The 25,991-nt window shown below is 46.7% G+C and carries 22 protein-coding genes and 1 pseudogene; 6 read left to right on the top strand and 17 right to left on the bottom strand.

Features of this window, described 5'->3' with window-relative positions; all coding sequences use genetic code 11:
* The first annotated feature begins 24 nt into the window (after positions 1-24).
* From ACK8P8_RS00920 to ACK8P8_RS00895, 6 genes and pseudogenes are all read left to right on the top strand, one after another.
* Positions 25-609 (top strand): DUF3575 domain-containing protein, encoded by a 585-nt coding sequence (locus ACK8P8_RS00920; RefSeq protein ID WP_410025412.1) that lies wholly within the window; start codon positions 25-27, stop codon positions 607-609.
* A 5-nt stretch (positions 610-614) separates the two neighbouring features.
* Positions 615-908: pseudogene (locus ACK8P8_RS00915) on the top strand (DUF3868 domain-containing protein); the annotation flags it as partial.
* 1,232 nt (positions 909-2,140) lie between these two features.
* Positions 2,141-2,389 carry a GlsB/YeaQ/YmgE family stress response membrane protein gene (locus tag ACK8P8_RS00910; RefSeq protein WP_227215629.1) on the top strand — a complete coding sequence of 83 codons (249 nt, stop codon included), beginning with the start codon at positions 2,141-2,143 and terminating at the stop codon, positions 2,387-2,389.
* Between the two features lies 1 nt (position 2,390).
* Positions 2,391-3,287: a phospholipase A gene (locus ACK8P8_RS00905; RefSeq protein ID WP_410025411.1), complete on the top strand. Its 897-nt coding sequence runs from the start codon at positions 2,391-2,393 to the stop codon at positions 3,285-3,287.
* A gap of 187 nt (positions 3,288-3,474) precedes the next feature.
* A complete protein-coding gene (gene gpmA, locus ACK8P8_RS00900; protein ID WP_186975721.1) occupies positions 3,475-4,164 on the top strand; it encodes a 2,3-diphosphoglycerate-dependent phosphoglycerate mutase in 690 nt (229 codons plus the stop codon).
* Positions 4,165-4,417: 253 nt separating this feature from the next.
* A complete protein-coding gene (locus ACK8P8_RS00895) occupies positions 4,418-5,185 on the top strand; it encodes an exodeoxyribonuclease III (RefSeq protein ID WP_099294630.1) in 768 nt (255 codons plus the stop codon).
* Positions 5,186-5,373: 188 nt separating this feature from the next.
* Here the strand turns inward: ACK8P8_RS00895 and ACK8P8_RS00890 are convergent, their stop codons facing one another.
* The 17 genes from ACK8P8_RS00890 to ACK8P8_RS00810 form a co-directional block, all read right to left on the bottom strand.
* The gene (locus ACK8P8_RS00890; protein ID WP_099292887.1) at positions 5,374-6,036 is read right to left on the bottom strand and encodes an HD domain-containing protein; all 663 of its coding nucleotides are present in this window, start codon (positions 6,034-6,036) and stop codon (positions 5,374-5,376) included.
* Between the two features lie 7 nt (positions 6,037-6,043).
* Positions 6,044-7,204 (bottom strand): nicotinate phosphoribosyltransferase, encoded by a 1,161-nt coding sequence (pncB, locus tag ACK8P8_RS00885; RefSeq protein WP_369859981.1) that lies wholly within the window; start codon positions 7,202-7,204, stop codon positions 6,044-6,046.
* Between the two features lies 1 nt (position 7,205).
* A complete protein-coding gene (locus ACK8P8_RS00880; RefSeq protein ID WP_369859980.1) occupies positions 7,206-7,994 on the bottom strand; it encodes a cysteine hydrolase family protein in 789 nt (262 codons plus the stop codon).
* Positions 7,995-7,998: 4 nt separating this feature from the next.
* Complete coding sequence (locus ACK8P8_RS00875; protein WP_369859979.1) at positions 7,999-8,580, bottom strand: uracil-DNA glycosylase family protein; 582 nt, start codon at positions 8,578-8,580, stop codon at positions 7,999-8,001.
* Between the two features lie 38 nt (positions 8,581-8,618).
* A complete protein-coding gene (locus ACK8P8_RS00870; protein WP_186975726.1) occupies positions 8,619-9,194 on the bottom strand; it encodes a flavin reductase family protein in 576 nt (191 codons plus the stop codon).
* Positions 9,195-9,474: 280 nt separating this feature from the next.
* Positions 9,475-10,710 carry an IPT/TIG domain-containing protein gene (locus ACK8P8_RS00865; RefSeq protein ID WP_369859978.1) on the bottom strand — a complete coding sequence of 412 codons (1,236 nt, stop codon included), beginning with the start codon at positions 10,708-10,710 and terminating at the stop codon, positions 9,475-9,477.
* Between the two features lie 93 nt (positions 10,711-10,803).
* Complete coding sequence (locus tag ACK8P8_RS00860; RefSeq protein WP_099292900.1) at positions 10,804-12,078, bottom strand: thioredoxin family protein; 1,275 nt, start codon at positions 12,076-12,078, stop codon at positions 10,804-10,806.
* Positions 12,079-12,092: 14 nt separating this feature from the next.
* Complete coding sequence (locus tag ACK8P8_RS00855; RefSeq protein ID WP_410025410.1) at positions 12,093-12,509, bottom strand: hypothetical protein; 417 nt, start codon at positions 12,507-12,509, stop codon at positions 12,093-12,095.
* Positions 12,510-12,522: 13 nt separating this feature from the next.
* A complete protein-coding gene (locus tag ACK8P8_RS00850) occupies positions 12,523-13,215 on the bottom strand; it encodes a hypothetical protein (protein WP_099292904.1) in 693 nt (230 codons plus the stop codon).
* 3 nt (positions 13,216-13,218) lie between these two features.
* On the bottom strand, positions 13,219-14,736 hold the full coding sequence (locus ACK8P8_RS00845) for a RagB/SusD family nutrient uptake outer membrane protein (RefSeq protein ID WP_369859977.1): 1,518 nt from the start codon (positions 14,734-14,736) through the stop codon (positions 13,219-13,221).
* Between the two features lie 12 nt (positions 14,737-14,748).
* Positions 14,749-18,234, bottom strand: coding sequence for a SusC/RagA family TonB-linked outer membrane protein (locus ACK8P8_RS00840; RefSeq protein ID WP_369859976.1), 3,486 nt, complete (start codon positions 18,232-18,234; stop codon positions 14,749-14,751).
* Positions 18,235-18,329: 95 nt separating this feature from the next.
* Entirely contained in the window at positions 18,330-19,499 is a 1,170-nt protein-coding gene (locus tag ACK8P8_RS00835) for a FecR family protein (RefSeq protein ID WP_369859975.1), read from the bottom strand.
* 69 nt (positions 19,500-19,568) lie between these two features.
* Entirely contained in the window at positions 19,569-20,123 is a 555-nt protein-coding gene (locus tag ACK8P8_RS00830; protein ID WP_099292912.1) for an RNA polymerase sigma-70 factor, read from the bottom strand.
* Between the two features lie 709 nt (positions 20,124-20,832).
* Positions 20,833-21,375: an RNA polymerase sigma-70 factor gene (locus tag ACK8P8_RS00825; RefSeq protein ID WP_369859973.1), complete on the bottom strand. Its 543-nt coding sequence runs from the start codon at positions 21,373-21,375 to the stop codon at positions 20,833-20,835.
* A gap of 113 nt (positions 21,376-21,488) precedes the next feature.
* Entirely contained in the window at positions 21,489-22,676 is a 1,188-nt protein-coding gene (locus ACK8P8_RS00820; protein ID WP_369859972.1) for a TlpA family protein disulfide reductase, read from the bottom strand.
* Positions 22,677-22,679: 3 nt separating this feature from the next.
* Positions 22,680-24,986 carry a Gldg family protein gene (locus tag ACK8P8_RS00815; protein ID WP_410025408.1) on the bottom strand — a complete coding sequence of 769 codons (2,307 nt, stop codon included), beginning with the start codon at positions 24,984-24,986 and terminating at the stop codon, positions 22,680-22,682.
* Positions 24,983-25,933, bottom strand: a complete 951-nt coding sequence (locus ACK8P8_RS00810) for an ABC transporter ATP-binding protein (protein WP_369859970.1) — start codon at positions 25,931-25,933, stop codon at positions 24,983-24,985. The genes ACK8P8_RS00815 and ACK8P8_RS00810 overlap by 4 nt, the downstream gene beginning before the upstream one ends.
* Between the last annotated feature and the right edge of the window lie 58 nt (positions 25,934-25,991).

Genomic DNA, 25,991 nt, shown 5'->3' with positions numbered 1-25,991 from the left:
TATCAAAAACAAAGTGAAAGGGTTATGATGAGGAAAATGATTTTCGTGCTGGGTATGATCGCGCTTGTTTCGACAAGCAAGGTTAGCGGACAAGAGAGAGATTTCTACAACGCCCCGCTTTTCAGCGTGAAAACGAATGCCTTGTACTGGTTGACAACCACGCCCAACATGGGATTGGAAGTCGCGCTGGGGAAAAAGATAACTTTGGACCTGTCCGGTACGTATAACCCGTGGAGTTTTGGTGATAACAAAAAGATTAAACACTGGCTGGTACAACCGGAGTTCCGGTACTGGGGAGGCGAACGTTTTAACGGGCACTTCTTCGGGATTCACGGGCTCTACGGTAAGTTCAACGCGGGAGGAATCAAGATGTTGGGATTGGACAAATACCGCTACGAGGGCTCGTTTCACGGTGGAGGAATTTCATACGGTTATCAATGGATAATCGGGAAACGCCTGAACTTGGAAGCCACGCTCGGGATCGGGTACGCGAGATTCGAGTACGACAAACACGAGTACCAGACCGGGGGTAAATTTATAAAAAAGGGTGAAAAAGATTATATAGGCCCGACGAAAGCTGGAATTAGTCTGGTGTACATTATAAAATAAGAGTGATGAGAAAGACAATCATATATAGTATAATTTTACTGACCGCGGGTCTGTTTTCAACGAGAGTGGAAGCACAGAGCAACGTCTACGTGGGCGAGATACGCGTCACGCAGAATCGTTTCGAACAGCGGGGTGACAGTGTTTTCATCGAAATGACAATCGACATGAACGGGTTACCCGTGGGCAACAACGAAGCCTTCACGCTAACCCCCGTGATCGAGAAAGGGACTGAAGTAGAAGAATTACCATCGGTAATCGTGAACGGGAAGCGTAGGTCTAAGGCGTATCAACGGTCACTCTACTTCAATCGTGGGGCGAAACCTTTCCCCACGTACTCGGTTGTGGCGGCTAACAAGCGCACGCGGGAGAAAGTAAATTATAAAATAAGTGTTCCTTATCAAGCGTGGATGCAGGACGCGGCATTAAATTTGCACGAGAGTTTTTATGATGGAATAGATCAACGCTTGATATCGGTAAACTTGTTGGCGAAGGCACTCAAGCCGGACGCGGCCTTGAAAGGGAAGGTGCAGATTGTTGCCCCCACTCCCCTCGCACCCGAACCGGTAACGCGAACGACCCCGGTCGTGAAAGAGAATACCGCGTCGCCCGTGAGAATTGTTGAAGTGACAAAAACGAAAGAGGAAAAGCGGATTGCCGTGAAAAACGATTCTTACAGCAAAGAAGGCTCCGCCTATCTTGATTACCCGAGGAACCGGACAAATATTATCCCGGATTACAAGGATAATCGCGAGGAGCTTGCCAAGATCAAGGCTATGATTGACGAGATCACGAGCAACCCGGATCACGAGATAACGGGAATTTATCTCACGGGATACGCTTCCCCGGAGGGAACGTACGCTCAAAACGAGAAACTGTCACGGGAACGCACGCTGGAATTGCGCGACTACCTGCTTGACAGGTACCCGATGCCAAGAAACCTCTACCACGCGGATTGGGTGGCGGAAGACTGGACAGGACTGAAAAAATTGATAACACAATTCGGGATGCCCGATAAAGATAGAGTTCTTTACATTATTAATAACGTCGATATTTTCGAGGGAAGAGAAAAACAACTCATGGATCTGGCTCAAGGAGTGCCTTACAGGTACATGTTGAAAGAATTTTTCCCGCAATTACGACGAGTTGATTACAAAATCACGTATCGAGTAATCAAATAAAGCACGAGAGAATAAGATATTCCTGAATGCCCCCCGGTATAACAAACGCCGATCCCCACATACACCTCTTACCGGGGGCATTCTTCAAAAACATTATCAAGAGCTATCCTCGAATGCCCCCCGGTTGTAACAAACGCCGATCCTCACATACACCTTCTTGACCGGGGGCATTCTTTTCCAAGAGCCGATTTCTGATCGGCTCTTTTCTTTTGCCGTGACAGTGTCCTGTTACTTTTTGTCATGCCGAATGACTCTTTGTCACTTCCTTTGACATGAATAAAATGTCCAGAAATTGGAACTTTTTCATGGCTGTTTAAGTTTAAATATACAAATGAATCTAAATCTTATAAGTTATGATGTTTATTTGGTATATTTTAATCGGTATCGCGGCGGGATTTATCGCCGGGAAAATAGTCCGCGGAGGTGGACTGGGATTGTTTTTAAACCTGATCGTGGGGATTATCGGCGGAGTGTTGGGCGGCTGGCTCTTCGGGGTAATGGGCATTTGGACGACGGGTGTCATCGGAAGCCTGATAACGGCAACCGTGGGAGCTATCGTGTTGCTGGCTATCGTGTCATTATTCAGCAATAAAAAAGCATGAGATGATGAAAAGGCGGCGGCGTATTATTGTTCCGGTCTTCTTCTTTTGCTTGCTTTGCCCGGCAGTGCTGCAAGCGCAAACGGACGAGGAAAAAAAGATATTGCGGGAACGGGAGGAAATTGCCAAGAATAAAACCGGGGGTACGGTAGTTGTCAGCGAGAAGAGCGCGTTGGAGTTGTTCGACAACACCCCCAGTTTCGGCATATTCCGGGATAATTACTTCGTCTCGGGCATTCCTACCAACCACAAGATCGACAAGCACACGGCGGATGCCAAATTCCAGATCAGTATACGCCAACGCCTGACAAAAAGTATTCTCCCGTTCAAAACCTTCCTGTACCTGACCTACACGCAAAAGTCTTTCTGGGATATTTACGCCAAATCGAGCCCTTTTCTGGATAATAATTTCAACCCGGGAATAAGCCTGAGCAAAGCATTGATCTATCGCGATCAATTGATGGGAATGGCGGTACTTTCATTCGAGCACGAGTCAAACGGGCGTGATTCTCTGGCTTCCCGGAGTTGGAACTATATCTCGTTGTCCGGCTCGTGGTTTATCGATTACCGCTTCTCCGTGCAGATGAAAGTATGGGGCGGCTGGGTGGACAAAGAAGGAAACCCGGATTTACTGAAATACAAAGGGTACGGCTTTGTCGCTTTCAACTACCAAAGTGCTAACGAACGACTGTGGTGCTCTGCCATCATCAATCCCCGCCGACAGTTTATCAACATGAATACCACGTTGGAGATAAACTTCAAACCCAGCTTGAAAGCAAACGAATATTTGTTTATACAGTATTACAACGGTTACGCGGAGAACTTGCTGGAATACGACCGCTACGTGTCCATGGTGAGATTCGGGATCTGCATCAAACCGGCTTTACGCAATTACTATTAGGTTTGTAAAGTTTATAAAGTTCATAAAGTTTATAAAGTGACGGGTGTCCTTCGGACTGTGTTTAACGGCAGCTCAAGCTGCCGTGGACAAAGCGCCCCGCAGGGGTCTAAGAACTTTATAAACTTTATGAACCTTATAAACTTTATAAACCCTTACACGTATACCCCCTATAATTAAACAAGGTATTATGTGTAAATTAATATTAGTCCGGCACGGGGAGAGTGTCTGGAACAAGGAAAACAGGTTCACCGGATGGACGGATGTCGATTTGAGTGAAAAGGGGGAACAGGAAGCTCGCCGTGCCGGTGAGTTAATTCGGAAACACGATTTGTTATTTGATGTAGCTTTTTCTTCCGTGCTGAAACGGGCTATCCGCACGTTGCATTTACTGGAAGAATCGGCAGACCGGATGTGGGTACCGGAAATTCATAACTGGCGTTTGAACGAGCGGCATTACGGGGCATTACAGGGATTGAACAAAGCGGAAACGGCAAAGAAGTACGGGGAAGAGCAGGTACATATCTGGCGAAGGAGTTTTGATGTTACACCTCCTTTACTGGAGCCTGACGATCCTCGCGGAGCCGTCTACGAGGACAAGTACAAGAACGTGGACCCCGCCGTGCTTCCCTTGGGCGAGTCGCTGGCACTGACGATCACGAGGGTCATTCCTTTCTGGCAGGATTATATCGCACCCTGCCTGATCTCGGGAAACACGGTGCTGGTCGTGGCACACGGCAATAGCCTGCGGGCATTGATTAAATACTTGGACGGGATCAGTGACGAAGATATTGTCGGTTTGGAAATCCCGACAGGAGTACCGCAGGTATATGAATTAGATGCACAATTGCGCCCGAAGAAACGGTATTATTTGAAATAAGCCACCGGGGCAAAGCAGTAAAGTTTATAAGGTTTATAAAGTTCATAAAGTTTATAAAGTTTATAAAGTGACGGGTGTCCTTCGGACTGTGTTTAACGGCAGCTAGAGCTGCCGTAGACAAAGCGCCCCGCAGGGGTCTAAGAACCTTATAAACCTTATGAACTTTATAAACTTTATGAACCTTAAGAACCTTCGGCTCGACATTAGTAAAACTTTTTTTGTAAGTTTGAGGCATAATGCAAAAAAACGAACCATGAAAATAGTTACTTATAATGTCAATGGCCTACGGGCTGCCTTATCGAAAGATTTCACGAAATGGTTGGAAGACGAACAGCCTGATGTCGTATGCCTGCAAGAAACAAAAGCACAACCGGACCAGATACCGACACTGGAATTCGAGGCTTTAGGCTACCGTTCTTACTTCTTTTCAGCCAAGAAAAAAGGATATAGCGGGGTAGCGATACTCTCGAAAACGGAGCCGGATCACGTGGAATACGGGATGGGGCTCCCCGCGTACGACGACGAGGGACGTTTCATTCGTGCCGACTACGGCGACTTGTCTATCGTAAGTGTATATCATCCTTCCGGAACGACAGGAGATGAACGGCAGGCATTCAAGATGAAATGGTTGGAAGACTTCCAGAATTACGTGGAAGAACTGAAGAAAACCCGCCCGAACCTGATCCTTTGCGGGGACTATAATATTTGTCACCGCCCGATAGATATTCACGATCCGGTACGCAACGCCAAGAACAGCGGTTTCCTGCCCGAGGAACGGGAATGGATTGGTGGGTTTATCGACTCCGGCTTTATAGATACCTTCCGTTACTTCCACCCGGAAGAGGCAGAAAAATACACGTGGTGGAGCTATCGCTTCAACGCCAGAGCCAACAACAAAGGCTGGCGCATCGACTACTGCATGGCAACCGAAAACTTGAAACCCCGCCTGAAAGACGCGTATATCGAACCGGAAGTCTATCATTCAGACCATTGCCCAAATGTTTTGATAATTGAAAATTGAAAGTTGAAAATTGAAAATGAAAAGAACTCCCTCCCCCCTTCGGGGTACTCCCTCTATAAACAGAGGGTGAGCTGGATTACTCACTATCTTTGGTAAAAGTCACCAGCTCCTCCTCTGTTTATAGAGGAGGTGGCTGCGAAGCAGACGGAGGAGTTCATTTTCAATTTTCAATTTTCAACTTTCAATTGTTACAGCAGTCTTTGTCCGTTGACGATCAGTTCGAAATGAATATCCAAGTACTCGGCAGCTTTGCGGCTCAGAAGCATACGACCGAGGAAAATTTCAAAGTAATCCATGACAGCGGAGATTGACGTGTCGATTTTCAAGTCAAGAATAATAGCCGTGTTGTCCTCGTTGAAGTAGATACGGGATTCTTCGACAGCATAGTTTACACGGTCATGTATGTCAAAGTTAGAGAAATCTTGATTGCGTACGCGGGAACGACGTACATCGGTTTTATCCGCGAGAATCAAGGCAGCGGCGATCGGGTTGACAGCCGCGGCTGTCCCCTCGTCATGGTTGCCGATAGCACTGATGACTTGGGCTATCTCATCCGGGTCCATTCCCATGCGGTCGAGCAGGCGGAACGCCATGACGGCTCCGCTTTGAGCGTGGTCGATACGGTTGACGATATTCCCGATATCGTGCATGTATCCCGCGATCTTGGCCAACTCCGCCGTGCGTTTCGGGTAATTCAACGTCAACAGAATCATTTCTGCCATCTTCGCCGTTTTTACCACGTGGGGGAACGAGTGTTCCGTGTACCCCAAAGCAAGCAGCACCTTATCCGCCTCGTTAATATACGTTTTTATACTCTCGTCGTTTCGGATATCCTCGTATGTAACTAACATCTTTTCTTTATTTTATTCTCAACATTCTCAAACATAAATCAATTTCTTCGGGCTCACCCGTATGCTTGCCCGCCACGTCAGACAATTTGACAGTAGGGAGAAATATATCACTTCCCTTGGGACGGCACTCGAAAAGTTTAATCACGATGTTTAGCGGTGTCACGCCGACGTCGTTCGTGATATACGTGCCGATACCGTAAACATCGTGCAGGCGCCCGGCAACGTACTCTTTGATTCTCTTTACCCCGTCGAGGTCAAGAGCATCGCTGTACACGATCGTCTTGCTCGCCGGGTCAACCCGATGCCGACGGTAATGACGCAAGGCTTTCTCCGTGAACTCGAAAGGATCGCCGCTATCCCACCGCAAGCCGTCAAAGAGCTTGGCATACTTCGTGTCAAAACTACTGAAGAAATTATCCGAAGTATAGGTATCCGACAAGGCTATCCCCAGATAACCGTCGTAGACGTCCACCCAGTTTGCCAGCGCCATGGCATTTGCCGAGCGATAGCCGAAATGCGCGCCGTGATACATGAACCACTCGTGAGGATGCGTCCCCATGGGCGTGAGATTATATTTCATGGCAAAGTAAACGTTACTCGTGCCGTTGAGCAATCCCTTCATGTTTTCCCGCAATATGCCGATCACCCGATCCTGCACCTCGAACGAGAAGCGGCGACGAGTGCCGAACTCGGAAATCTCCGCGTGCATTTCCGCGAAAGCCTTCGCCTTGGCCATAGCCCTTTCTTCCGTGTCGCATGCCTCCTGCCCCGTCATCCGGAAATACAATTCCGAAATAATTGCCAGCAAAGGCACTTCCCACAATACCGTCCGGTACCATAATCCCCGCACCTCGACGTCCAATCGGCCTCCCGCTTGACTCACCTTGACCTCGTCGGGATTGAAACGGAATCCCTTTAACAAGTCAAAGAAAACAGAGTCGAAGTAATAACACCGAGCACGCAAAAAGCGTTCATTCTCGGGCGATAGCACCAAGGCTGCCATCTCGTCCACTTCCTTCCTTACCGCCTCGGCAAAACCGGGGGGAAAGAGAGTGTTTCCCCTGTTCACGAAGCGATAGACAACCTCGGCATCCGGAAACTTTTTCTGGATAGCGTTCATCGTCGTGAACTTGTAGAGGTCGTTATCTAAAAAATCATGTATTATCATCTTAGTCTTTATCCAACAATATTGAATCGGATTTGACGAAACGCGCCCCGAGGCGTGCCGCCTTGCCGTAGATAGGTACGGACAATCTCTCGCATCCCGGTATATCGCTCATGCAATCCTCGATGATCACGAGCTTGCGGACAATCTCCGGGAAGTCGAATAACTGTTTTAACGTGTTTGCCACGCAATGGGTTTTAGCCTCTCCCGCCAACCATATCGTATCGTATTGTTCAAACTCTTCTTTCAACTTCACGTTAAAGGCTGTTTCGGGAGCCGAAGCGATAGGCACGTTTGCCCGGAAAGCCCCGAAAAACTCCGTGCCGGGATGTAGTCCTTTCTCGACAATCCCGTAATAACGCCCCTGACGCGCCCAGCGGATGACGGCATCGAACAAAGCCGGAATCACGGCAGCCCCCTCGCTTCCCTTGATACAGTGCTCCGGCCAGATCACGTGCTGATACTCCCCCGTCTCCTTGAGTTGACGCAGGTACTCAACGACTTCCGCCTTGTCGCCGAACGGTATCCACTCCCCGGACACGACTTCCCACCAAGATATGGCGGTGAATGGTTTCGGGTTTTCGCCCTTGGCATTCCGCCAATAGAAAGGATGCGCGATGTCCATCACGTGATGTTGATCGAGCGTAAGGATAATTTTGTCTATCTCTTCCTTCTTCCGATCTATCAATCTCCCCAACCGCTCGGCGTCTTTTTCCGCTCCCGGTACATATAGAGAACCGCGGGGCGAACAAAAGTCGTTCTGCATATCCACGATAAACAACAGTGTCTTCATATCCCTACAACATATCTAAATCATGAAACATTACGCGGTAATCAGCCGCTTTTTCCTCCAACGGTTTCGGATAAGCCCTTGATGACGACGGCATACGGTAAAGCCGCATCGGGCGTCCCTCGTGCACGAACTCGCTATACCCGCCTACCCGGGGGGACGCGGCATCGATTTGTTCCAACAGGGTATCGGTCGCCTTCTGTCCCGTGGTCACGATAGCGCGACACGCGGGAATCCGCACCAAGACCCGTTTCAAATCGACCGGGGTAACCACTTCCAAAAACTGATCGGATGCGTTTCCCTTGTGCCGGATGATCTCCATGGCGGTATCGAATAACGCTATTCCCTTCTCGTTGAGGAAGGCGATAATCCGATCCTTGTCAAAGCTTTTCTTTCCCTTCTCTAAAAAATAGTCCTTATCCCCGAAGAATAATACCCCGTAAAGCCGCCACATATCGTTCTGCAAATTGGGGTAGTAAAAATCCATCGACCAACGTGCCCGCGGCGGAGGAAAACTCCCCAGCATGAGCAACCGGGCATTACCCGGCAGGAATGGTTGCAACGGATGCTTTTCTATCAGATCATTCATATTCCTATTATATCGTTTACTTCAAATCTTTAGTTATACTATCGTCTTCTCTTTTTCTTCTCCACAGACCAACCAAATTTACCGATTTTCTTGCCCAATTCAAAATATCCGCCGTGTAAATACACCAGAGGTTCGGCGTCCGCCAACTCGAATTTGCCCGTTTCCCCGCTCAAGTAACGGTCATCCGCTTGCACGTTCACGACATCGGCGATAAACATATGATGTGACCCCAGCGGCACAATCTCTTTCACCCGGCACTCGATAGACACGGGCGATTCCTCTATGATAGGAGCCTTCACGACCTCTCCCGGCACGGGCGTGAGTTTCATCTCCTCGAATTTATTGTACTCCCTGCCGGAACGCACCCCGCACCAATCGGTGGCATACGCCATATCTTTCGTCGTGAGATTAATCACGAACTCCATGTTCTTTTTGATGATCGGGTAAGAATTTCGTTCCGGTCGCACGGAGATATAGCACATCGGCGGGTTGGTACATATCGTTCCCGTCCATGCCACGGTCAAGACTGCGTATTCCTCCGGTTCGCTCCCGCAAGTCACCAGCACCGCCGGCAAGGGATAAATCATGTTTCCCGGTTTCCAATTGTGTTTCATTCCAGTTATTTTATCGCCAAAGATAAGCTAAAACACAAAACGATCAAACTACCCGACATCCGTTTATCTCCCCGGCAAGAAGAAGTGAATGTATCTCTCCGTTATTTCATGGGGTTCTCTTCATCAACACTCCGACAAAAATAGGACTACCGGATTCTATCGACATCACGGGAAATACATGGATATTGTATGAAAAAAGACCGGGTTCTATTCAAACCCGATCTTTACAACACAACTTAGTCATGAACGATGTCACAACTCCAATACACGTTTTTTGTTATCACTCGACATCTTTGATATATACTAATGCCACGCAACCACTTCCCATCCAAGGCTCAAGTACTTTATTCGTTTTCGGGTCAAACGGGAGAATTCCTTCACCGTCTTCTCCATATATACCATAAATCAAGCCTGTCGTCGGGTCGTACACCTGATCGACAAAATAATTATCAATAGTTGCAATAACCGGATTATTGTAGTCATCACCATACCACTCGTATTCTTCACCAAATTCATGTACGGTAGCTTGGGTTGTAGCGTCTTCACCTTCATTATTCTTGAACACGTAATGGTTTTCATCCGTCTTGACGAAGTGGTAAGATTTCATCATATCCTCTGCTGCAACATAATCATAATAATCATCAGCCAACTCACCAGTGATAGACACATGATACACAACATCTCCCATATCAATGCGTAAGCCGACGAATATATATTCTTCTCCATACAAGAATGTGCCACCCGTTGAATAAAGACGCTTGTAAGATAAGTCGAATTGATCGGAGTAAGTATTCAAGAGCTCGGCACTTCCATCACGATCAACAGAATATAAGCAGATATCATAACTATCTGTATTATATGTCAAAGCGTACAACTTTTCCCCATCCGTACTGATCGAGAAACAACGACCGGCTTCTGCCCAGTCGATCTTTCCGCCTTTACCCGCTTTTATATCATAATAACGTAACTCATTGGTACTCTTGTTATCCACGAACGTTATAGCAGTATAGTATACCACACCATGATTATCCGCAACGATACCCAAGATGTCATTATTATCTAACATAAACAACGCTTTCCCTCTTCTTTGCGTGGTAACGTCGATCGGGCACACGGAAGTAGACTCCTCGTCGGCAAACACGCCATACAAGGTTGCCTCGACCTCGGGAGCTTCTTCAAAAGTCAGATCACCCAACTCGTATGATTTCCCGCCTTGTAGCAAAATCACTTTACATTTACCGGTCACTTCTGCCGGAGCCTTAAAGGTTATTCCGGCATTGGTAACTTCGACAATCGCGGCATCGATAGCCTCGGCAACCCCTTCCGGTTTTACCTGTATCTTGCAATCCTGTGCGAATCCCTTACCCGCGATCGTTACATTGTCCCCGACAACGGGATTTACCGTCGGCAGTTGCAAATCAGTAATAGGCATCTTGGGTTCCTCCGGATTATCTTTATCATCGGAACAGGCAATAAAACTCGCCAACAAGCAAAATAATAACATTAATCTTTTCATGGTCTTTCATTTTTTTTCACCTTGTACCCCAAAAGGTTCTGTTAGTGTTAATATGGACGAAGAGGTAGGGTATGAATAAACCTCTTCCTGTAATTATTCTTCTAATTTCTTTACATATTCCTGTACCGCCGCCGACAAACCGGGATTATTGAATTGCAGGGAAATCACGTAAGCCTGATCATAACACTTCTTCGCATCCTCCTTGCTTCCCGAAGCCTTGTAACAATCGCCCAGCATCAGCAAACAACGCATCTGCATCTCCGGCTGCAACTTGCTTTTCAGAGCTTCGTTCAACCAACTGATTCCCTGACGTGCCACTTCCGGCGTGATCTTTTCCCCCAGTACTTCATACAGCGACTCCAACGCCCCGATATAATCCTGAGGACGAATACCTTTACCCAAGCCCGCGAAATATTTCTCCATGTACGAACGGTACTTTTCGACATCCTTCTTGTTGTACAGGTAATACTCCGCATCAAACAGTAGCTTTAAACCGGAATACGTGTCCATCCCCCCGAAATTCATGATAGAATCATACACGACCTTCAAATCTCCCCGCACGCGCTCCAACTCCTCCCGGTAGCTCATATCACCTTTTTTCGCCAACTCTTCCATCCAAGGATAACTCAACATGAACAGGAAATTGGAAACCTCGTTCCGATCAATCACTCGCGCGTAATCATCAAAGTGCAACAACACAAATTCAAACACCTCGTCTTTCTTCCCCATCCCCGTGTGGTATATAGAGAAAATCTTCAAGTCATTCGCCGTGATACAATCTTCCAACGGTCTTTGCTTCCGGTAATCGGCGTATAACTTCTCGATCCGGTATTCCCATTTGTCATGATCCTGACCGGACAAGCGGGCGATATACCCCGGGGCTTCCAACAGAATCTCCTGCATCAGTGTTTGATTCTTCCTGTCCTTCTTCAGTTTCTCGTAAAGCTGGTCCACGGGCAACACTTCCTTCAATGCCAACCGGGCAAAACGGAGAAAACCGTTCTTGTCGGTAGCCCCCAGTTGCCGCCCCAGCACGTTGCCCTCCGTGTCCAGAATCAACATATTCGGGTACGCCGTGACGCCGTATCGCTTCACTTCCGGCAGGTACGCCTTGTCCTCGGCATTAATCTGATAATTGATAAAATGTTCGTTGAAATACTCCCCGACCTCGTCGTCCGGGAATACATTTTTGGACATCAGTTGACAAGGTCCGCACCACGTGGTGTAGAAATCGACAAACACCTTCTTGTTCTCTGCTTTCGCCTGCTTCAAGGCATCTTGGAAGGAACCCTTGAAAAAACGGATACCTTCCCCTCTTGCCCCGGCAGCGAAAATACATATCATTAATAATAACACGCTCTTTCTCATAGTCATTTATTTTACTATTCCACGATAAAAGTGAACACGTCAGGGATTACCTTGGAATATCCCTCGTTCGACACCCTGACGGAAACCACGTAATGCCCCACGGGTACACTTACTTTCAAGGGAAACTCCATTCTTCCGCCTCCCCGGATATTCAGGAAACTCTTGAACATGGCGGCATCGCCGTCCTCGGAAGTCACGTCCACGATCTCGAACAGAACGGGAGCCGTACCGTCAACCCCCTGACATTTCGGGGATACCCAAGGAGCATTGTTCATCTTCCGGTAAGCATCTTTCAGCGGATCCAACTCCTTGCGAATAATCATCGTGTCGGGCACGTATTGCGCGTTACCCGTTTCAAGATACCCCGGCGTGGGGTTGTGACATCCCCACCAAACCAATATCACCCCTATCAAAACCAAATATTTTTTCATCTCTCCCATGCTATTAATGATTAACTATTGCCCAATATCTATCCGTGTACATCTCTCCCAAATTATAACTGTACGGCAACGAATGTACCATCCCGTTCGTCGGTTTCACGCCGATTGTAGCCATACCGATGTCCTTGATTTTCTTGCCCTCGCCGTCAACCGATGCCATTTCCACGATAACCGGTCCCATCTCGGGAATATTCATGTAAGGTTCCTGTATCGTCCACAACCACACCCGGTTACCCCAACGAGTGGTAAAAATATTGCCCCCGCCGTCCATTTTTTGTTCCTCGTTATAGGTAGCCCTCGCGATATCATCGCGGGCGATAATTCCCTCTACCACGTGGCTCAACACGATTTTCCGGCATATTTCGACAGGTACCCGTTGGATACTCTTGTAACCGTGAATCACGTATTCCTTGTCCGTGTTTCCCACGCCACCTATCTTATCCCAGAAAAACCACTTGCGAATGGTGATATTCGTGGGTCCCAAAAAAGTGAAATCCTCCTTTTCGAACATCTCTCGTAATCCCGCGCGATCAATAATCTTCACGATAGAATCCCAATCGTAGTGATTACTCTGCAAGTATTCATACATATTACCCCGGAATTCCTCCTCGCAAACTCCCGTATCGATATAGTCGTATTTTGTACCGCAAGCCGTAAATACACCCGCCACGACCAGTATAAACAGTATCTTTTTCATAGCTTATTTCATTTTTGACGCCCAAAACGTGTTCTGGATCATTAAATCATTTTGTGAAAATGCAGTTTGGGGAACAGGCAGGTAAAGAGCCCCGTCTTTCACGTCCTCAACCGACAAATCGTTAAAACCTCCCTGCAACTCCGTTTTCCAGTATCCGTTACGAACCACGTCGTAATAACGGTGTCCCTCGTACAACAACTCCTTCTCCCGCTCCTTGAAAATATCGTATTGCAAATCCCCGCTATCACCTTCGGCAGGCCATAACTTCGCTTCCGCCCGATCGCGGATTACGTTCAGATCGGCTTTCGCTCCCGCCGGGTCATTCATCTTTACCCGGCACTCCGCGCGCAACAGGTACATATCCGCCAACCGGAAAATAACCCGGTTCACATCCATCCCTTTAAGCCAGACTTCCCCGGCAACCGATGCCCCGTAACGGGCATACCGCCATTTATAGAGATAAGCCAATCCCGCTTCCTGCCATTCCGGATCATCCAGATGGTAGAAATAAGCCTCCCGACGTGCATCTCCTGCCGGGAACAAAGAATTTACTCCCGCTATCGTTATTCCAAAATCCTTATCTTTAATATCCATCTTTTCCTCGGTCTTCACGATCGGGGCTCCGATCATGGAATAAGCGGGTAGAAAAACGGAGTAAGTACTGGCATCCTGATAATTAATTTCCAACTCGAAAATACTCTCCGCACTTTTCCTGTGCATCACCTCGGCACAAACCTCTTCCGGGTTCTCTGCAAGAGTATAGACACCCACTTCGTCGCGATACTTTTCCTCGATCAACTTACTCGCCCATTTCTCCGCCTCCTTCAAATCCTCCTGACCGCCGACCACGTGAGCCTTCCATGCGTACAGGTGAGCCAACAGGGCGGCAGCACTTCCCTTACACCCGTATTGCTTCGAGGTCAACGCTTTGTTATTCGAGTTTTTCAGACCGCTGAACTTGGGCAACATGTCATACGCCCGTAAGGCGGCATGAATAGCCGTGTCCAAAACGACGGATGCCGGGCTTTTGGCGTATTTATCAATGTAATTGCTTCCTTTCGTGATAACAGCATCACCCCACATCCGTACTAAGTAAAAATAGCACATGGCTTTCACGAATTCTCCCTGACCGCAATAAAAACGTACCCGTTCGGGAGCCACATCCTTGGCTTTTTTGTAATTATCGAAAAACAAATCCACGATAGCAAGCGTGTTGTAGTAAGTCTTCCATTGCTGTTGATTAGTAACATTCAACAAATAGTCGGTATTCAACCCGCGTATTTTATTTATATAAGATCCCTGCTTCACGACATCCACCCGGAGTCCCATAAACTCCTGTTGAGTCACCCCTGTCAAAGCTGTTCTCAAATTCCCATGCATTTGTATTACTACCGCTTCCAAATCCTGTTCCGTCGTGAAATAGTGTTCAAACGTCACCCCGTTCTTCGGTTCCAGATCAAGAAGCGAATCACAAGAAGCACACAGCAACACGACCAGTACACTATATAAAAATCTTTTCATAATCTACCTCGTTTAAAAATTTACAGTCAAACCAAAAGTCCATTTCCGCGCCAAGGGATAAGTACGACCGTCATCGAATCCGGTAGCGATATTCGCCACTTCCGGGTCAAGCCCCGAATAATTTGACAACAGGAACAAGTCTTCTCCCGTCACGAAAATCCGGATACCGTCCAACCACAACTTCTTCATGATACGCTTCGGAAGATTGTACCCTATCGTCAATTGTTTCAACCTGCAATAATGTACGTTTTCCAGTGAAGCTGTCGTTTGTCCGGTTATATTGATCAACGTGGAATTGCCATACAAACCGAGAGTCTGGTACTTACTCCCGTCACCGGCATACTGCCAAAAATCGGACAATGACACATCCGCGAAAACGGGATAAACTCCCAATCTTCCCTGAAGGGTACTATACTTGAACTGATTCACCATTTTACGCCCGAGCGTGTAAGTCAACAAAATATTCACGTCAAAATTCTTCCATTTAATCTCGTTCACAAGCCCGCCGTAAGCCTGTGGCAAAGTGGTCCCGGAATAAACCAAATCATCTTCCGTGATCTGCCCGTCGCCGTCAATATCCGCAATACGGCGCATTCCCTTCGTGAAAAAATATTCCTCGTCCCCTTCCGGTGACAACATCTGTTTTTTACCGGATTGATCGAATATATACGGGACATCGGCATCACTCTCGATCATACCCAAATCCTTGAAAAGATAAATCCCGCTCAACGGTTTGCCAATCACCTTGTCATAGAAATCTCTCCCCGAGTAACTCTTCCGGAAACGATTCCAGTTCCGGGATATATTGAAACGCGTACGCCATTTCACTTCCGTGTCTCTCAGGATATCGATTTTGGCGTCCAACTCCAACCCCTCGTTGGAAATAGCCATCGTGTTCCGCCATTGTACCCCGTTGAACCCGTACATATCGCCGGGCAGCGACTCTTTGTTTATCAAGGCACGTGTGTATTTATAGTAATAATCTATGGTCAGGTTCAAGCGATAATTAAAAAAGTCCATATCCAACCCGAAATCATATTGATCCGACTCTTCCCATTTCAGTTTACGGTTAATCACCCCCTCGGGCTGCATTCCCTGTACCCCGTCAAAGATCGTTCCCGGGGACATCAAGCCCTGTGCCAGATACGGGATCGCGAACTGGCTACCGGAGCGTCCCCAGCTAGCCCGGATCTTCCCGTAATTCAACCACCACGCCCACTTCATGAAACGCTCGGTAGAAAAAGCCCACCCGACCGCTACGGACGGGAACGTAGCCCAACGCACATCCGCACCGAACACGGAAGACCCGTCCCGCCTCACCGTGGCTTCCAACAAGTATTTTTTGTCATAATTGTAAGCCAGACGCCCGAAATAACTCACCATCGCTGTTTCCGAAAAATCGGAACCATAATCTTTTAAAGCACGGTAATCATCCACCCTCGGATCGTATACCAAATCCTGAAAACCACTTCCGACATACTCGATCCGGTCACTCGGTCCCCGCAACCCGTGACCGCTGTTACTCCATTTCTTGCTACCGTCATACGCCAACCCGAACAACAAATCAAAATTGTGCACCTCGTCGAGCGTGAACACGTAACTCAACAAATTCTCGTTCGACAACAACATATCCCGGGCAATCTCTCCCGAAGATTTACTTTCATTATAACCGTTAGGATCCAGATAACTGGGAGTAAACTGGTTCTGGTTCGCTTGGGTATAATCCAACGCCAAAGAAGTCGAAACAGACAATCCCTTCAATATCTCGTACCTCAACTGCAAGTTAGCCCTTAAACGGTAAGAAGTGTTATTTTCCACTTGCCCGTTCAGCATCTGCAACATTTTTTCTTCTACCGCCCCACCCTTCAAAAGCAACGAAGAGGTATAATTGGGATCGACCGTGAAGCTCTCGTACTTGAAAGCATCCCCCGATGTCGCACCCCGGCTTCTGTCCGTGTACGCCAGATAAAAACGGCTGTCCACGGTCAACTTCTTCACGGGATTGAAGGAAAGATTCGTCAACAAATTCACACGGGAAAAGTCACTTCCCGGCATAATCCCCGTTTCCTTGTAATACCCCGCACCAACCATGTAAGTCATCTTTTCCGTACCGCCGCTTGTCTGGATATTAGCATTCAGTATCTTTCCCGTCCGAAAGATATACTTGTACCAGTTCGTGGAATTGTTGAAAAAAGGGTTCAAGGAATCCTGAACCATTCTAATACTCTTTGTTCCCACCCCTAAACCACTATTCCAAAAAGCATCATATATAGCCTCGTTATTAGCAGCCTCCTCGTATGAAGTCGGGTACTTGTAATATCCCTTCCCCTTCACCTCGTAGGCATTTCTTTGCGCCCGCATGACCGCCATATGGTACAGGCGTTCCTCCCGTCCGCCCAACTGTGTCGGGGCTTTCGGCAACACGGAAGCCGAATAGGACAGGTTCACGGAGAACTTCCCCTCGCCCGCACGTCCCTTTTTCGTGGTAATCAATATCACCCCGTTCGCGGCACGTGAACCGTAAATAGCGGCAGAGGCGGCATCCTTCAACACCTCCACCGACTCTATCGTCGAGGGATCAATCTCCGCTATCGTGTTCGTTCCCGTCACCGGGGAAGTAAACGAATGCACGGGCACCCCGTCGATCACGTACAGCGGCGAACCGTCGCCCCCTCCCGCTTCATCTAGCCACAAGGAATTGTACCCGCGTACCGCCACGTTCGTTCCCCCGCCACCGGGAGAACCCGACTGGATATTCACCCCAACACCCGCCATACGCCCCTGCAACAAGGTTTCCAGACTGGCAGCGGGAATCTCTTTTATATCATCCGCCTTGATCGATGCTACGGAAGTGATCAACTCCCGTTTCTTTCTTGACCCGTAGGCGATCACCGTCACCTGATCCAAGTCGGAAACTTCCTCTTCCATCTTCACGACCACCTCCTTGCCGGAAGTCACCGCCACCTTCTTCGCACTAAAACCGATAAAAGAGAATATCAGATTCCCCACCGGCTTATCGATCGCCAACGTGAACGTCCCGTCCGCGGCACTTGCCGTCCCGACCGTCGTGCTATCCAGACGCACGGTGACACCCACCATCGGTTCCCCTTTCGTGTCCACGACCTTACCTTTAAGTATATGCTTTTTGGCAGACACGTCGGCAACCTTCGGTCTTATAATCACCATCACCCCGTCCGTCCGGTACGTGAACGGCAAATCCTTCAACACGAGATCCAATATCTCCAACACCTTCTTGTCTTTCACCTCCAACGTGACCTTTTTCCCCTTCACGTCGTCATAATTGAACATGAATTTATACACGTCCGCCTTTTCCAGCTCCTTCAACACGGAGGATAATTCCTGATCTACAAATTTAAAAGAAACCTTATTTTCCTGAGAGAAACCAAGGAACCCCCATAGCATAAAAAACATCCACAATGTCATTTTCCTCCATCCTTGTCCCCGCCTTAAATAAACCGATCTTCGCTTTTTTTCCATAATTCATTTATTTAACATTCTAAAATTCAAGACACAACAATCCCCTTTTCGAGAGGCTCACGCCTTTCAAATACTTGATTTCCAATACATCATTTCTACTTCTTAAAAACTATAATACAATTATCCCGAACCTCTATTTTTAATTTTCCCATTTCATTCAAATATTCCACGACCTTGCTGAAAGTCGCCTTCCGATCTGCCCAAATCTTAAAACGCAACTCCTTCAATTCCGGTTCCTCGTATACCACGCTGAAATTATACCAACGTCCCAGTTCCGTCAATATATCTTCCAACCGCTCGTCGTCATAATAGAAATACCCTTCTTTCCACGAGGTATACTTCAGTATATCCACCTTCGTCACTTTCAGTTTTCCCTCGCTATACAGGACATTCTCGTGAGGTTTCAACACCACTTCTTTCCTCCTCCCGGTAGCCTTGACCGCTACACTTCCATTCACGAGCGTGATATTTTCTTTCTCCCTTGAATACGCCTGAACGTTAAATTCCGTTCCCAACACACGGGTACGAACCCCTGCCGTCTTCACTATAAAAGGTCGCGTCTCGTCCCGCCGCACTTGAAAATAAGCCTCTCCCGACAACTCCACCACGCGTTCCTTTTCCCCGAACACGACCGGATAACGAAATTCCGTCTCCGCATTCAACCACACTTTCGTCCCGTCATCCAAAATCACGAAATACTCTCCACCCCGGGGCACCTTTAACGTGTGATTCCCTTCCAATTCGGGGAGCGGTTGCCCGGGAGAATAAACCAACCCCTTTAAAGAATCCGCCGTGATAGACCGGATCACTTGGGGCAAACGCTGCACCAAAACCTTCCGGTTCTCCCGGTTCAAATCGATCTCCTCCCCGTTATTCAATACAAGTGTAACCCCTCGGGGGGTAAAATCGTCATTCTCAGGCATCACCATCACGAAAGGCGTTCGCTTCGCGGGCATCGGACTCCTCCACAACCAACCGATTGAAATCACGATACCGATGCAAGCGACAGCCGACGCTACCCTGTAAGTCCAAAGCATCCTTTTCCGCAAAATCTTCCGGTTCAACTTCTTCCATTCCCCGTCGACATCCGGCTTCTTTTTATCGACAGCCGCCAAACTCCCTTCCCGGATACGGCGCAATTCTTCCAGCAATTGCCCGTGCTCCTCGTCCCGCAACCATTCTCGCACCAATTCATCGTCCTTCACCAGATGATTGAGCACGTCCATGCCAAATTCTATATCCCGATAATTATACTTTTTATCCATTTTGTCATATTCATCTACCCCATACACGTAGACCCCTGCAAAATGGGTAATGCCAAAAACGACTTTTTTTTATTTTTTTTCGGTAGACTTCCCGAAACACAAGAAAAGCAGTATAAACTCTTCCCCGGAGAATTGTTCCCGCAGTATCCGTAACGCTTTCATAACATGGGCTTTTACCGTGTTCACCGTGATACCGAACTCCGCCCCCGCGTCCTGATATTTTTTCCCTTCCAGAAAACATCTTTTGAACACGTTCCTCGTTTGAGTCGGCAACTGCTCCACGGCACGGTGTATCCGGTCGATCAACAACTCGTATTCCAAATGCTTGCTTTCGTCCACCGCCTCGGGTTCTTCCCGCATATACGCAGCAAAACGTTGCGCTGTCTTTTCATGCCGCAATTCATCCAGACAGGCATTACGGACAAGTTTATATAAAAAAGGAACTAATGAAGTTGAAAATTCAAGGCGGTCCCGCCCCTTCCACACGATCTCGAAAACATCACTCACCACATCTTTCGCCCGCTCGTCATCATTCAAAAAACTTAAAGCGTAGTAATATAGCCGGGAATAACTCTCCCGGAACAATTGTTCAAAATAGCGTTTTTTTTCCAATAATGTAAACATACGCTCCCCATTAGTGCCACAAATATAGAGTTAAAAAACAAAAATGACAAACGGGATATATTTTTGCTCGTCAAAATACACGAGAACACCCTTGCGAGAAGATTCTTCCCACGCATTTCCAGGCTAAAAAAGCACGTTTTTAATACAACTTATAAACAAATGATACACATCGTTAACCTGCTCTTAACCTGCCATTAATCTGCCCATAAACTGCTAAAGCAGATTAACGCCACCTAAACACCACGTTACCGACAACTAACAGACACGCGCAACACCGTTGTAACCATCATACGCCGCTCACGTATTCTGTCTATCAAAAATAATTTTTCTTCATCCCTGTCAAATTGGCATTACAAACTTGATAACTTGACAACTCTTCCCTGTTTGGCATATCTTTTGTCTATTTCTGTTCGTGAATAGAACAGCTATTTTCAAATAACCGATTTCTACTCATTATAAATTAATACTTTAACGATTAAATTATTAGGAGAATTTATCATGGGTGCAGCAGGAAACAAAAAACCGAAAAAAAGCAAAAACAAGAAAAATGTACCATCTTACGTGGCAGAAGAAGCGACACATGAAACACCGCTAAAAAACAAAAACCACAAATAGGTACAATTTCACGAGGACTGAAACACAATTTCTTTACTCTAAAATTGCATTCAGTCCCCGCAATTCATAATTTTTCCTTTTCCGCATATTAAAACTAAACTTGCTTGTTTAAAAGGAACACTACAAGAATGACCTCCTCCCTGGAAAACCTAGCCCTCAATATCTTTAACGCTTTATTTATGTGTGTTTTAACCGTATTTATAGAAATACTCAATTCGTCAGCCGCCTCTTGATATTTTCTGCCATCCAAAAAACATTTTTTAAAAACAACCTTCGTCTGCCCGGGCAATTGCTCCACGGAGTAACGTAACTTTTCTATCAACATCTCATATTCCATGTACTCCTCATTGACACACACCTCCTCTTGCAACATCTCTTTGGCAAAACGCTCCCGCACCCGCCTGTGACGAATATAACTAACACATCGATTCCGAACTAAAGTATATAATAACGGTACTATCGAAGTCGAAAATTCAACCTTTTCAAAATTCACCCATACACGCTCGAATACATCATTCACGATATCTTTCGCGGTTTCCTCATCATTCAAAAAACTGAAAGCATGATAATAAAGCCGGGCATAATTCTCCCGAAACAATTGTTCAAAAATCCTCTTGTAATCAACCGATTCTATCATATATTCTCAGATATACGATACAAATATAACATCAATGAATGATTTATCCCATCTTCATGGAGCAAAATCAGCTATATAGGAATCTTTTATATCAAGATTCTTTTTGACACGAATCATTTCAAACACTCTTCTACCTTCTTTCTCAATTGTTCCCGGTTCAAATGGCGTCCGATAATTTTATTATTCTCATCCAATAAAATCGTCACGGGAACCGCGGTCACCCCGTACAAAAGAGCCGCAGATTCCTTGCCTCCCCGGTCACACCCGTTATATTTCCATACTAAACCGTCTTCGGAAATCGCTTTTAACCAATCTTTTTTTCGGCTATCCAAAGAAATACTGATTATCTCGAAGCCTTTATTATTATATTCTTTATACAAAACCAGCAAATGTGGATTCTCCGCTCGACAAGGAGAGCAAAATGAACCCCAGAAATCTATCAATTTCAACTTTCCTTTCACGCCATACAAAGTAAAAGGCTTCCCTTCCGGATCGTCTACCGTGAAATCGGGAGCAATTTGCCCTACCGAAGTCGCGATTTCCCTCGCCTGAGCTTCCATCTGTCCCGCTACGGAAGCCATTCGTTCCTCTATGTTTCTTGTCCGCAACCACCCCTTTGCCCGGTCGCTCAAAGAAACATACCTCCTCTCAATCTCTTTCCAACCTTCCACTTCCAGTCCGGCAGAAGCAACCCGATTACCCAAAGCATAATCGAATTGCCTCATCCTTCTCGTGTAAATTACAACATTACCGAGTATTGCCGCCGCCGTCGCGTACGAGTCCGGGTTTTTCTTTACCAACCCTGTTTCCGTTCTCTCGTATTCATCTATAACTTTCCTGTACATCTGCCCTACCGAGTCTTTTACCTCTTCCGTTCCGGTCAAATATCTTTGAAACAAAGCTTCTCTCCGCTCCAAAAGTTGCCGTTCATTTTCACAAAAACGCCCGGCCAGTTCAGCCATAGCTTGGTCTTGCCGTATCTCATTCAAAGATCTGTTATAACTCAAATACACGAAATATCCCCCTCCGTTAAAAGAATTTATACTTGTTGTCCCCACGATTTCTCCATTCAAAACGGCATTCACTTTTACAGGAACAACACGCTCCAATACTCCGGACATCTCAAAACGCCCGTTTACCGCGAGAGTTTCATTCAACGTGTCCCGGCTTTCACCGTTTTCCATGATCAAATACACTTTTTCCCCCCTCTCGACAACCCCGGCAATATGGTATCCGTTTTGAGCGCAACCGGTGACCATCCCTATTATAAGGATGATCACCAACAATACAGCATTTTTCATTTTTTACTTTCCTTTTCGACGAATCAACAAGACAACCCCTAGCAGCAAAAGTAAAGCAGGTAATACCCATTTCAAAACAATCGTCATGATATAAGAAGTCCGATGATTTATATAAATGTTATTATCAATCTTACTATCGTAAACCGTATTCACGGGTAATTCCCCGTAAGACAACCATTCAAACATGGCATCAATCAAAACACCATTCGAGGAAGGTATTCCCCGGCGAGAAGCCTCCAATTCGCCCATACTGAAACAATCGGCATCTCCAACCACGATAATCCGTTGATCCCGCCCGTTACGCTCCCGGTTAAGGGCAAGCATGGTTATTTTCGTTCCCGCATGTTCTCCCGAAGCCGTATCCAGCGTGGCAATTTCATTAATAAAATCAATTGTCTGCAATTCATTCCAACAGTTTGAATCCCTGCTCACCAACAAAGGGGTCATTCTAAATCCACAATCTTTCACCTGTTCCAACGCCGCCGCCCCGGGCATCGTATAGTTTCCATCCATTGTAAACGAACGACTAAAATAACGAGAAAAACCGTGAGCTTCATCAGCAACCCGGCAGAACAACAAATTCGCCGGTTGATCATATTCCGATTTTTGAACCAGAACACCGGAAGTAAAACGTACCCCCAACATATCCGTTAAAGGCTTCAAATACTCATCCGTGTTGGGTTTCCCGGCAACAATCAAATTTTTCCCGTTATCAATATGCCGGTTCAACAGTGCCAATTCCTCTTCCGAGAATGGTTCCAAAGGCTCCGCTACAACCAAGACATCCAAGCTGTCAAGCATATTGCGGTCCCGAACCAATTGTATCTCATAGACATCAAACCCTTGGTTCACGAGAGCCTGACGATAACTTTTCTCCGCCATCATGTAAGAATAATCCCGATTACGATCTCCCGAAATGGAACGAGCTTTATGATCCGATACAAAACCGACAGATGGCAATTTCATGGCTATTCGTTTTAATGCAGCGGAGATTTCTATCTCGGAAGGAACTTTCCGAGAATCATAAAACGTGCGTAAAAATGTCTTTCTTCCATTCTCCCGTTCTATCAGGCTCACGAAACGATACCTTTCACCCGAAAGATCGATTTGCCGATTGATTTCATCAGGACGAAGATACCTTCTCAAACTCGTCCGGCTCATTTCTGCCTGATCCTCTGCCGCCTGCCGCATGGTTTTCCCCGGGTTATAGTACCTGAATGACCGACTATTCGTATCCGCATAATAATAAAACACGTAATCCAGTTCTATTTCCGGTTTGAAACGCACGAAACGGTCATACCGGGCAATATCCCGTTTTATACGGTCATGAGTAATACGATAATTCATGTCCAACAAATTCACGTAAGTCGTGATTTTCAACCCACCGTCCAACTTTTTCACGATATCCTGACTTGCCTGTGTCAAGGTATTCACCTTGTTGTAAGTAGAATCATGATATATTTTCATCATTGGACGAGAAGTAATATATCCCAACAACATCGCCACCACAAAAATAGCCAGATAACGTCCCGTTTTATTTATAAACGAAGCACGCTCCCGCCGTAATTGCATCTTCAGAATAGCGAAACAGACAAACATGGCACTCAAGATCATAAAGTAAAGCAAATCCTCGCTACAAATCAACCCGTTAATAAAATTATCCGCGCGCTTACCGATAGCCAACCAATAAGTTATCTCACGCACGAATTCATACCCCTGTCCTATCTCCGAGGTTATATTCAAAATAGCAAGCATGGCAAACAAACCGATCGCCGCGACAATCTGGTAAGTTGTCAAGGTCGACATAAATAATCCGATCGCCGCGTAAAGCGCCATTAAAAGGAACAATCCCAACATCCCGGTCAATACCGCCGTCCACTCGAATGACTTGATGCAACACCAACCGACAAGCACGTAAAGCATCAACACTACCATAATGACCAAACCGTAAAACATGATACCCAAATACTTCCCAAGCACGATTTGCCGACTGGAAATCGGTGATGAAAAAAGCAATTTCACGGATCCGCGACTAAATTCCTGACTGACCAATCCCATCGTCAACAAAGGCATAAAAAAATAAAGCAGCCTTTTCATCATCGGCCACATGCCGTTAAGACCGTAGAAAATATTCTCCGACACGGCATAAAAACTCTCCGCCCCGAACCGTTGATACAATGTCATTCCGTCAAAAGCCTGCGTGAACATGGAACTCATCATGAATACCAAAATCACAAGCAACATCCACGCCACGGGCGAATAAAAAAGGTTAGCCAACTCCAGCCGGGCTATTTTATATATCACTCTCATGATTCTCTCGTTTTATAATTTCCACTCTTTTTACCTGATAATTTCGCAAAAACATCTTCCATTGAACTTTTCTCGGCACGAATTTCCATCAATTCCCATCCCCGGGAAATACTCTCTCGCACGACCCGTTTGACCGTGTCCCGATCCCCGTCATACCAAACCCGCAACCCTCGCTCATTCACCATTTCTGCGCTACTGACACCCGGTATCCCGGTTAATTCATCCGGTAGCGGGGGAAAATCAAAACTCACGTACATAACGTTTAACTCGATATTATGGTCAAATTCATCCACCGTTCCGGAAAAAACAACTTGCCCATGCTCGATCATCATGATCGAATCGCACGATGCCTGCACTTCCGAAAGAATATGAGTCGAAAGCATCACCGTACGCTCTTGCGCAATACTTTGAATCAGATGCCTTACCTCCAATATCTGGTTCGGGTCCAACCCGTTCGTCGGTTCATCCAGAATCACGAACTTAGGCCTATGCAAAATAGCCTGAGCTATCCCCACGCGTTGCTGATAACCGCCGGAAAGATTCCGTATCAATCGGGATTTGAAATGAGTTATACCGCAACGCTCTTCGGCTTCCTCTACCGCTATTTTTATCTCCCTCGCATTCACCAAACGCATCTCGGCACTAAAACGCAAATACTCGTCCACGGTCAAGTCCGGATAAAGCGGAGGCTTTTGCGGGAGAAAACCTATATTTTTGCGAGCCGCAATAGGATCTGCCAACGTGTTCACCCCGTCAATATACACCTCCCCGCCCGTTTGCTTCAACACGCCACAAATAATATTCATGATCGTAGACTTTCCCGCCCCGTTCGAACCGAGCAACCCCACGATTCCGGTACGCTCGATACTGAAACATACATCCTGAATCGCCCATTGTGTCGTGTAACGGTGATACAAATGTTCTACTCTTACAATTGGATTTTCCATACAATACTTCATTTATGATTTACAACATACAACATCTGGCAAAGAAGAAAACGGCGTC

This window comes from Butyricimonas muris (assembly GCF_046365375.1).
GTDB classification, from domain to species: Bacteria; Bacteroidota; Bacteroidia; order Bacteroidales; family Marinifilaceae; genus Butyricimonas; species Butyricimonas muris.
The sequence above is the reverse complement of the archived record's forward strand: the minus strand, read 5'-3'. Positions and strand labels throughout refer to the sequence as shown.

Excerpts from the sequence above, each read along its gene's own strand:
- ACK8P8_RS00860 (WP_099292900.1), bottom strand. The coding sequence starts at position 12,078 with ATGAGAAAGAGCGTGTTATTATTAATGATATGTATTTTCGCTGCCGGG.
- ACK8P8_RS00830 (WP_099292912.1), bottom strand. The coding sequence starts at position 20,123 with ATGTTTACATTATTGGAAAAAAAACGCTATTTTGAACAATTGTTCCGG.
- ACK8P8_RS00920 (WP_410025412.1), top strand. The coding sequence starts at position 25 with ATGATGAGGAAAATGATTTTCGTGCTGGGTATGATCGCGCTTGTTTCG.
- ACK8P8_RS00810 (WP_369859970.1), bottom strand. The coding sequence starts at position 25,933 with ATGGAAAATCCAATTGTAAGAGTAGAACATTTGTATCACCGTTACACG.
- pncB (WP_369859981.1), bottom strand. The coding sequence starts at position 7,204 with ATGATAATACATGATTTTTTAGATAACGACCTCTACAAGTTCACGACG.
- ACK8P8_RS00875 (WP_369859979.1), bottom strand. The coding sequence starts at position 8,580 with ATGAATGATCTGATAGAAAAGCATCCGTTGCAACCATTCCTGCCGGGT.
- ACK8P8_RS00820 (WP_369859972.1), bottom strand. The coding sequence starts at position 22,676 with ATGAAAAATGCTGTATTGTTGGTGATCATCCTTATAATAGGGATGGTC.
- ACK8P8_RS00855 (WP_410025410.1), bottom strand. The coding sequence starts at position 12,509 with ATGAAAAAATATTTGGTTTTGATAGGGGTGATATTGGTTTGGTGGGGA.
- gpmA (WP_186975721.1), top strand. The coding sequence starts at position 3,475 with ATGTGTAAATTAATATTAGTCCGGCACGGGGAGAGTGTCTGGAACAAG.
- ACK8P8_RS00895 (WP_099294630.1), top strand. The coding sequence starts at position 4,418 with ATGAAAATAGTTACTTATAATGTCAATGGCCTACGGGCTGCCTTATCG.
- ACK8P8_RS00840 (WP_369859976.1), bottom strand. The coding sequence starts at position 18,234 with ATGGAAAAAAAGCGAAGATCGGTTTATTTAAGGCGGGGACAAGGATGG.
- ACK8P8_RS00825 (WP_369859973.1), bottom strand. The coding sequence starts at position 21,375 with ATGATAGAATCGGTTGATTACAAGAGGATTTTTGAACAATTGTTTCGG.
- ACK8P8_RS00910 (WP_227215629.1), top strand. The coding sequence starts at position 2,141 with ATGATGTTTATTTGGTATATTTTAATCGGTATCGCGGCGGGATTTATC.
- ACK8P8_RS00835 (WP_369859975.1), bottom strand. The coding sequence starts at position 19,499 with ATGGATAAAAAGTATAATTATCGGGATATAGAATTTGGCATGGACGTG.
- ACK8P8_RS00845 (WP_369859977.1), bottom strand. The coding sequence starts at position 14,736 with ATGAAAAGATTTTTATATAGTGTACTGGTCGTGTTGCTGTGTGCTTCT.
- ACK8P8_RS00880 (WP_369859980.1), bottom strand. The coding sequence starts at position 7,994 with ATGAAGACACTGTTGTTTATCGTGGATATGCAGAACGACTTTTGTTCG.
- ACK8P8_RS00870 (WP_186975726.1), bottom strand. The coding sequence starts at position 9,194 with ATGAAACACAATTGGAAACCGGGAAACATGATTTATCCCTTGCCGGCG.
- ACK8P8_RS00890 (WP_099292887.1), bottom strand. The coding sequence starts at position 6,036 with ATGTTAGTTACATACGAGGATATCCGAAACGACGAGAGTATAAAAACG.
- ACK8P8_RS00815 (WP_410025408.1), bottom strand. The coding sequence starts at position 24,986 with ATGAGAGTGATATATAAAATAGCCCGGCTGGAGTTGGCTAACCTTTTT.
- ACK8P8_RS00905 (WP_410025411.1), top strand. The coding sequence starts at position 2,391 with ATGATGAAAAGGCGGCGGCGTATTATTGTTCCGGTCTTCTTCTTTTGC.
- ACK8P8_RS00865 (WP_369859978.1), bottom strand. The coding sequence starts at position 10,710 with ATGAAAAGATTAATGTTATTATTTTGCTTGTTGGCGAGTTTTATTGCC.
- ACK8P8_RS00850 (WP_099292904.1), bottom strand. The coding sequence starts at position 13,215 with ATGAAAAAGATACTGTTTATACTGGTCGTGGCGGGTGTATTTACGGCT.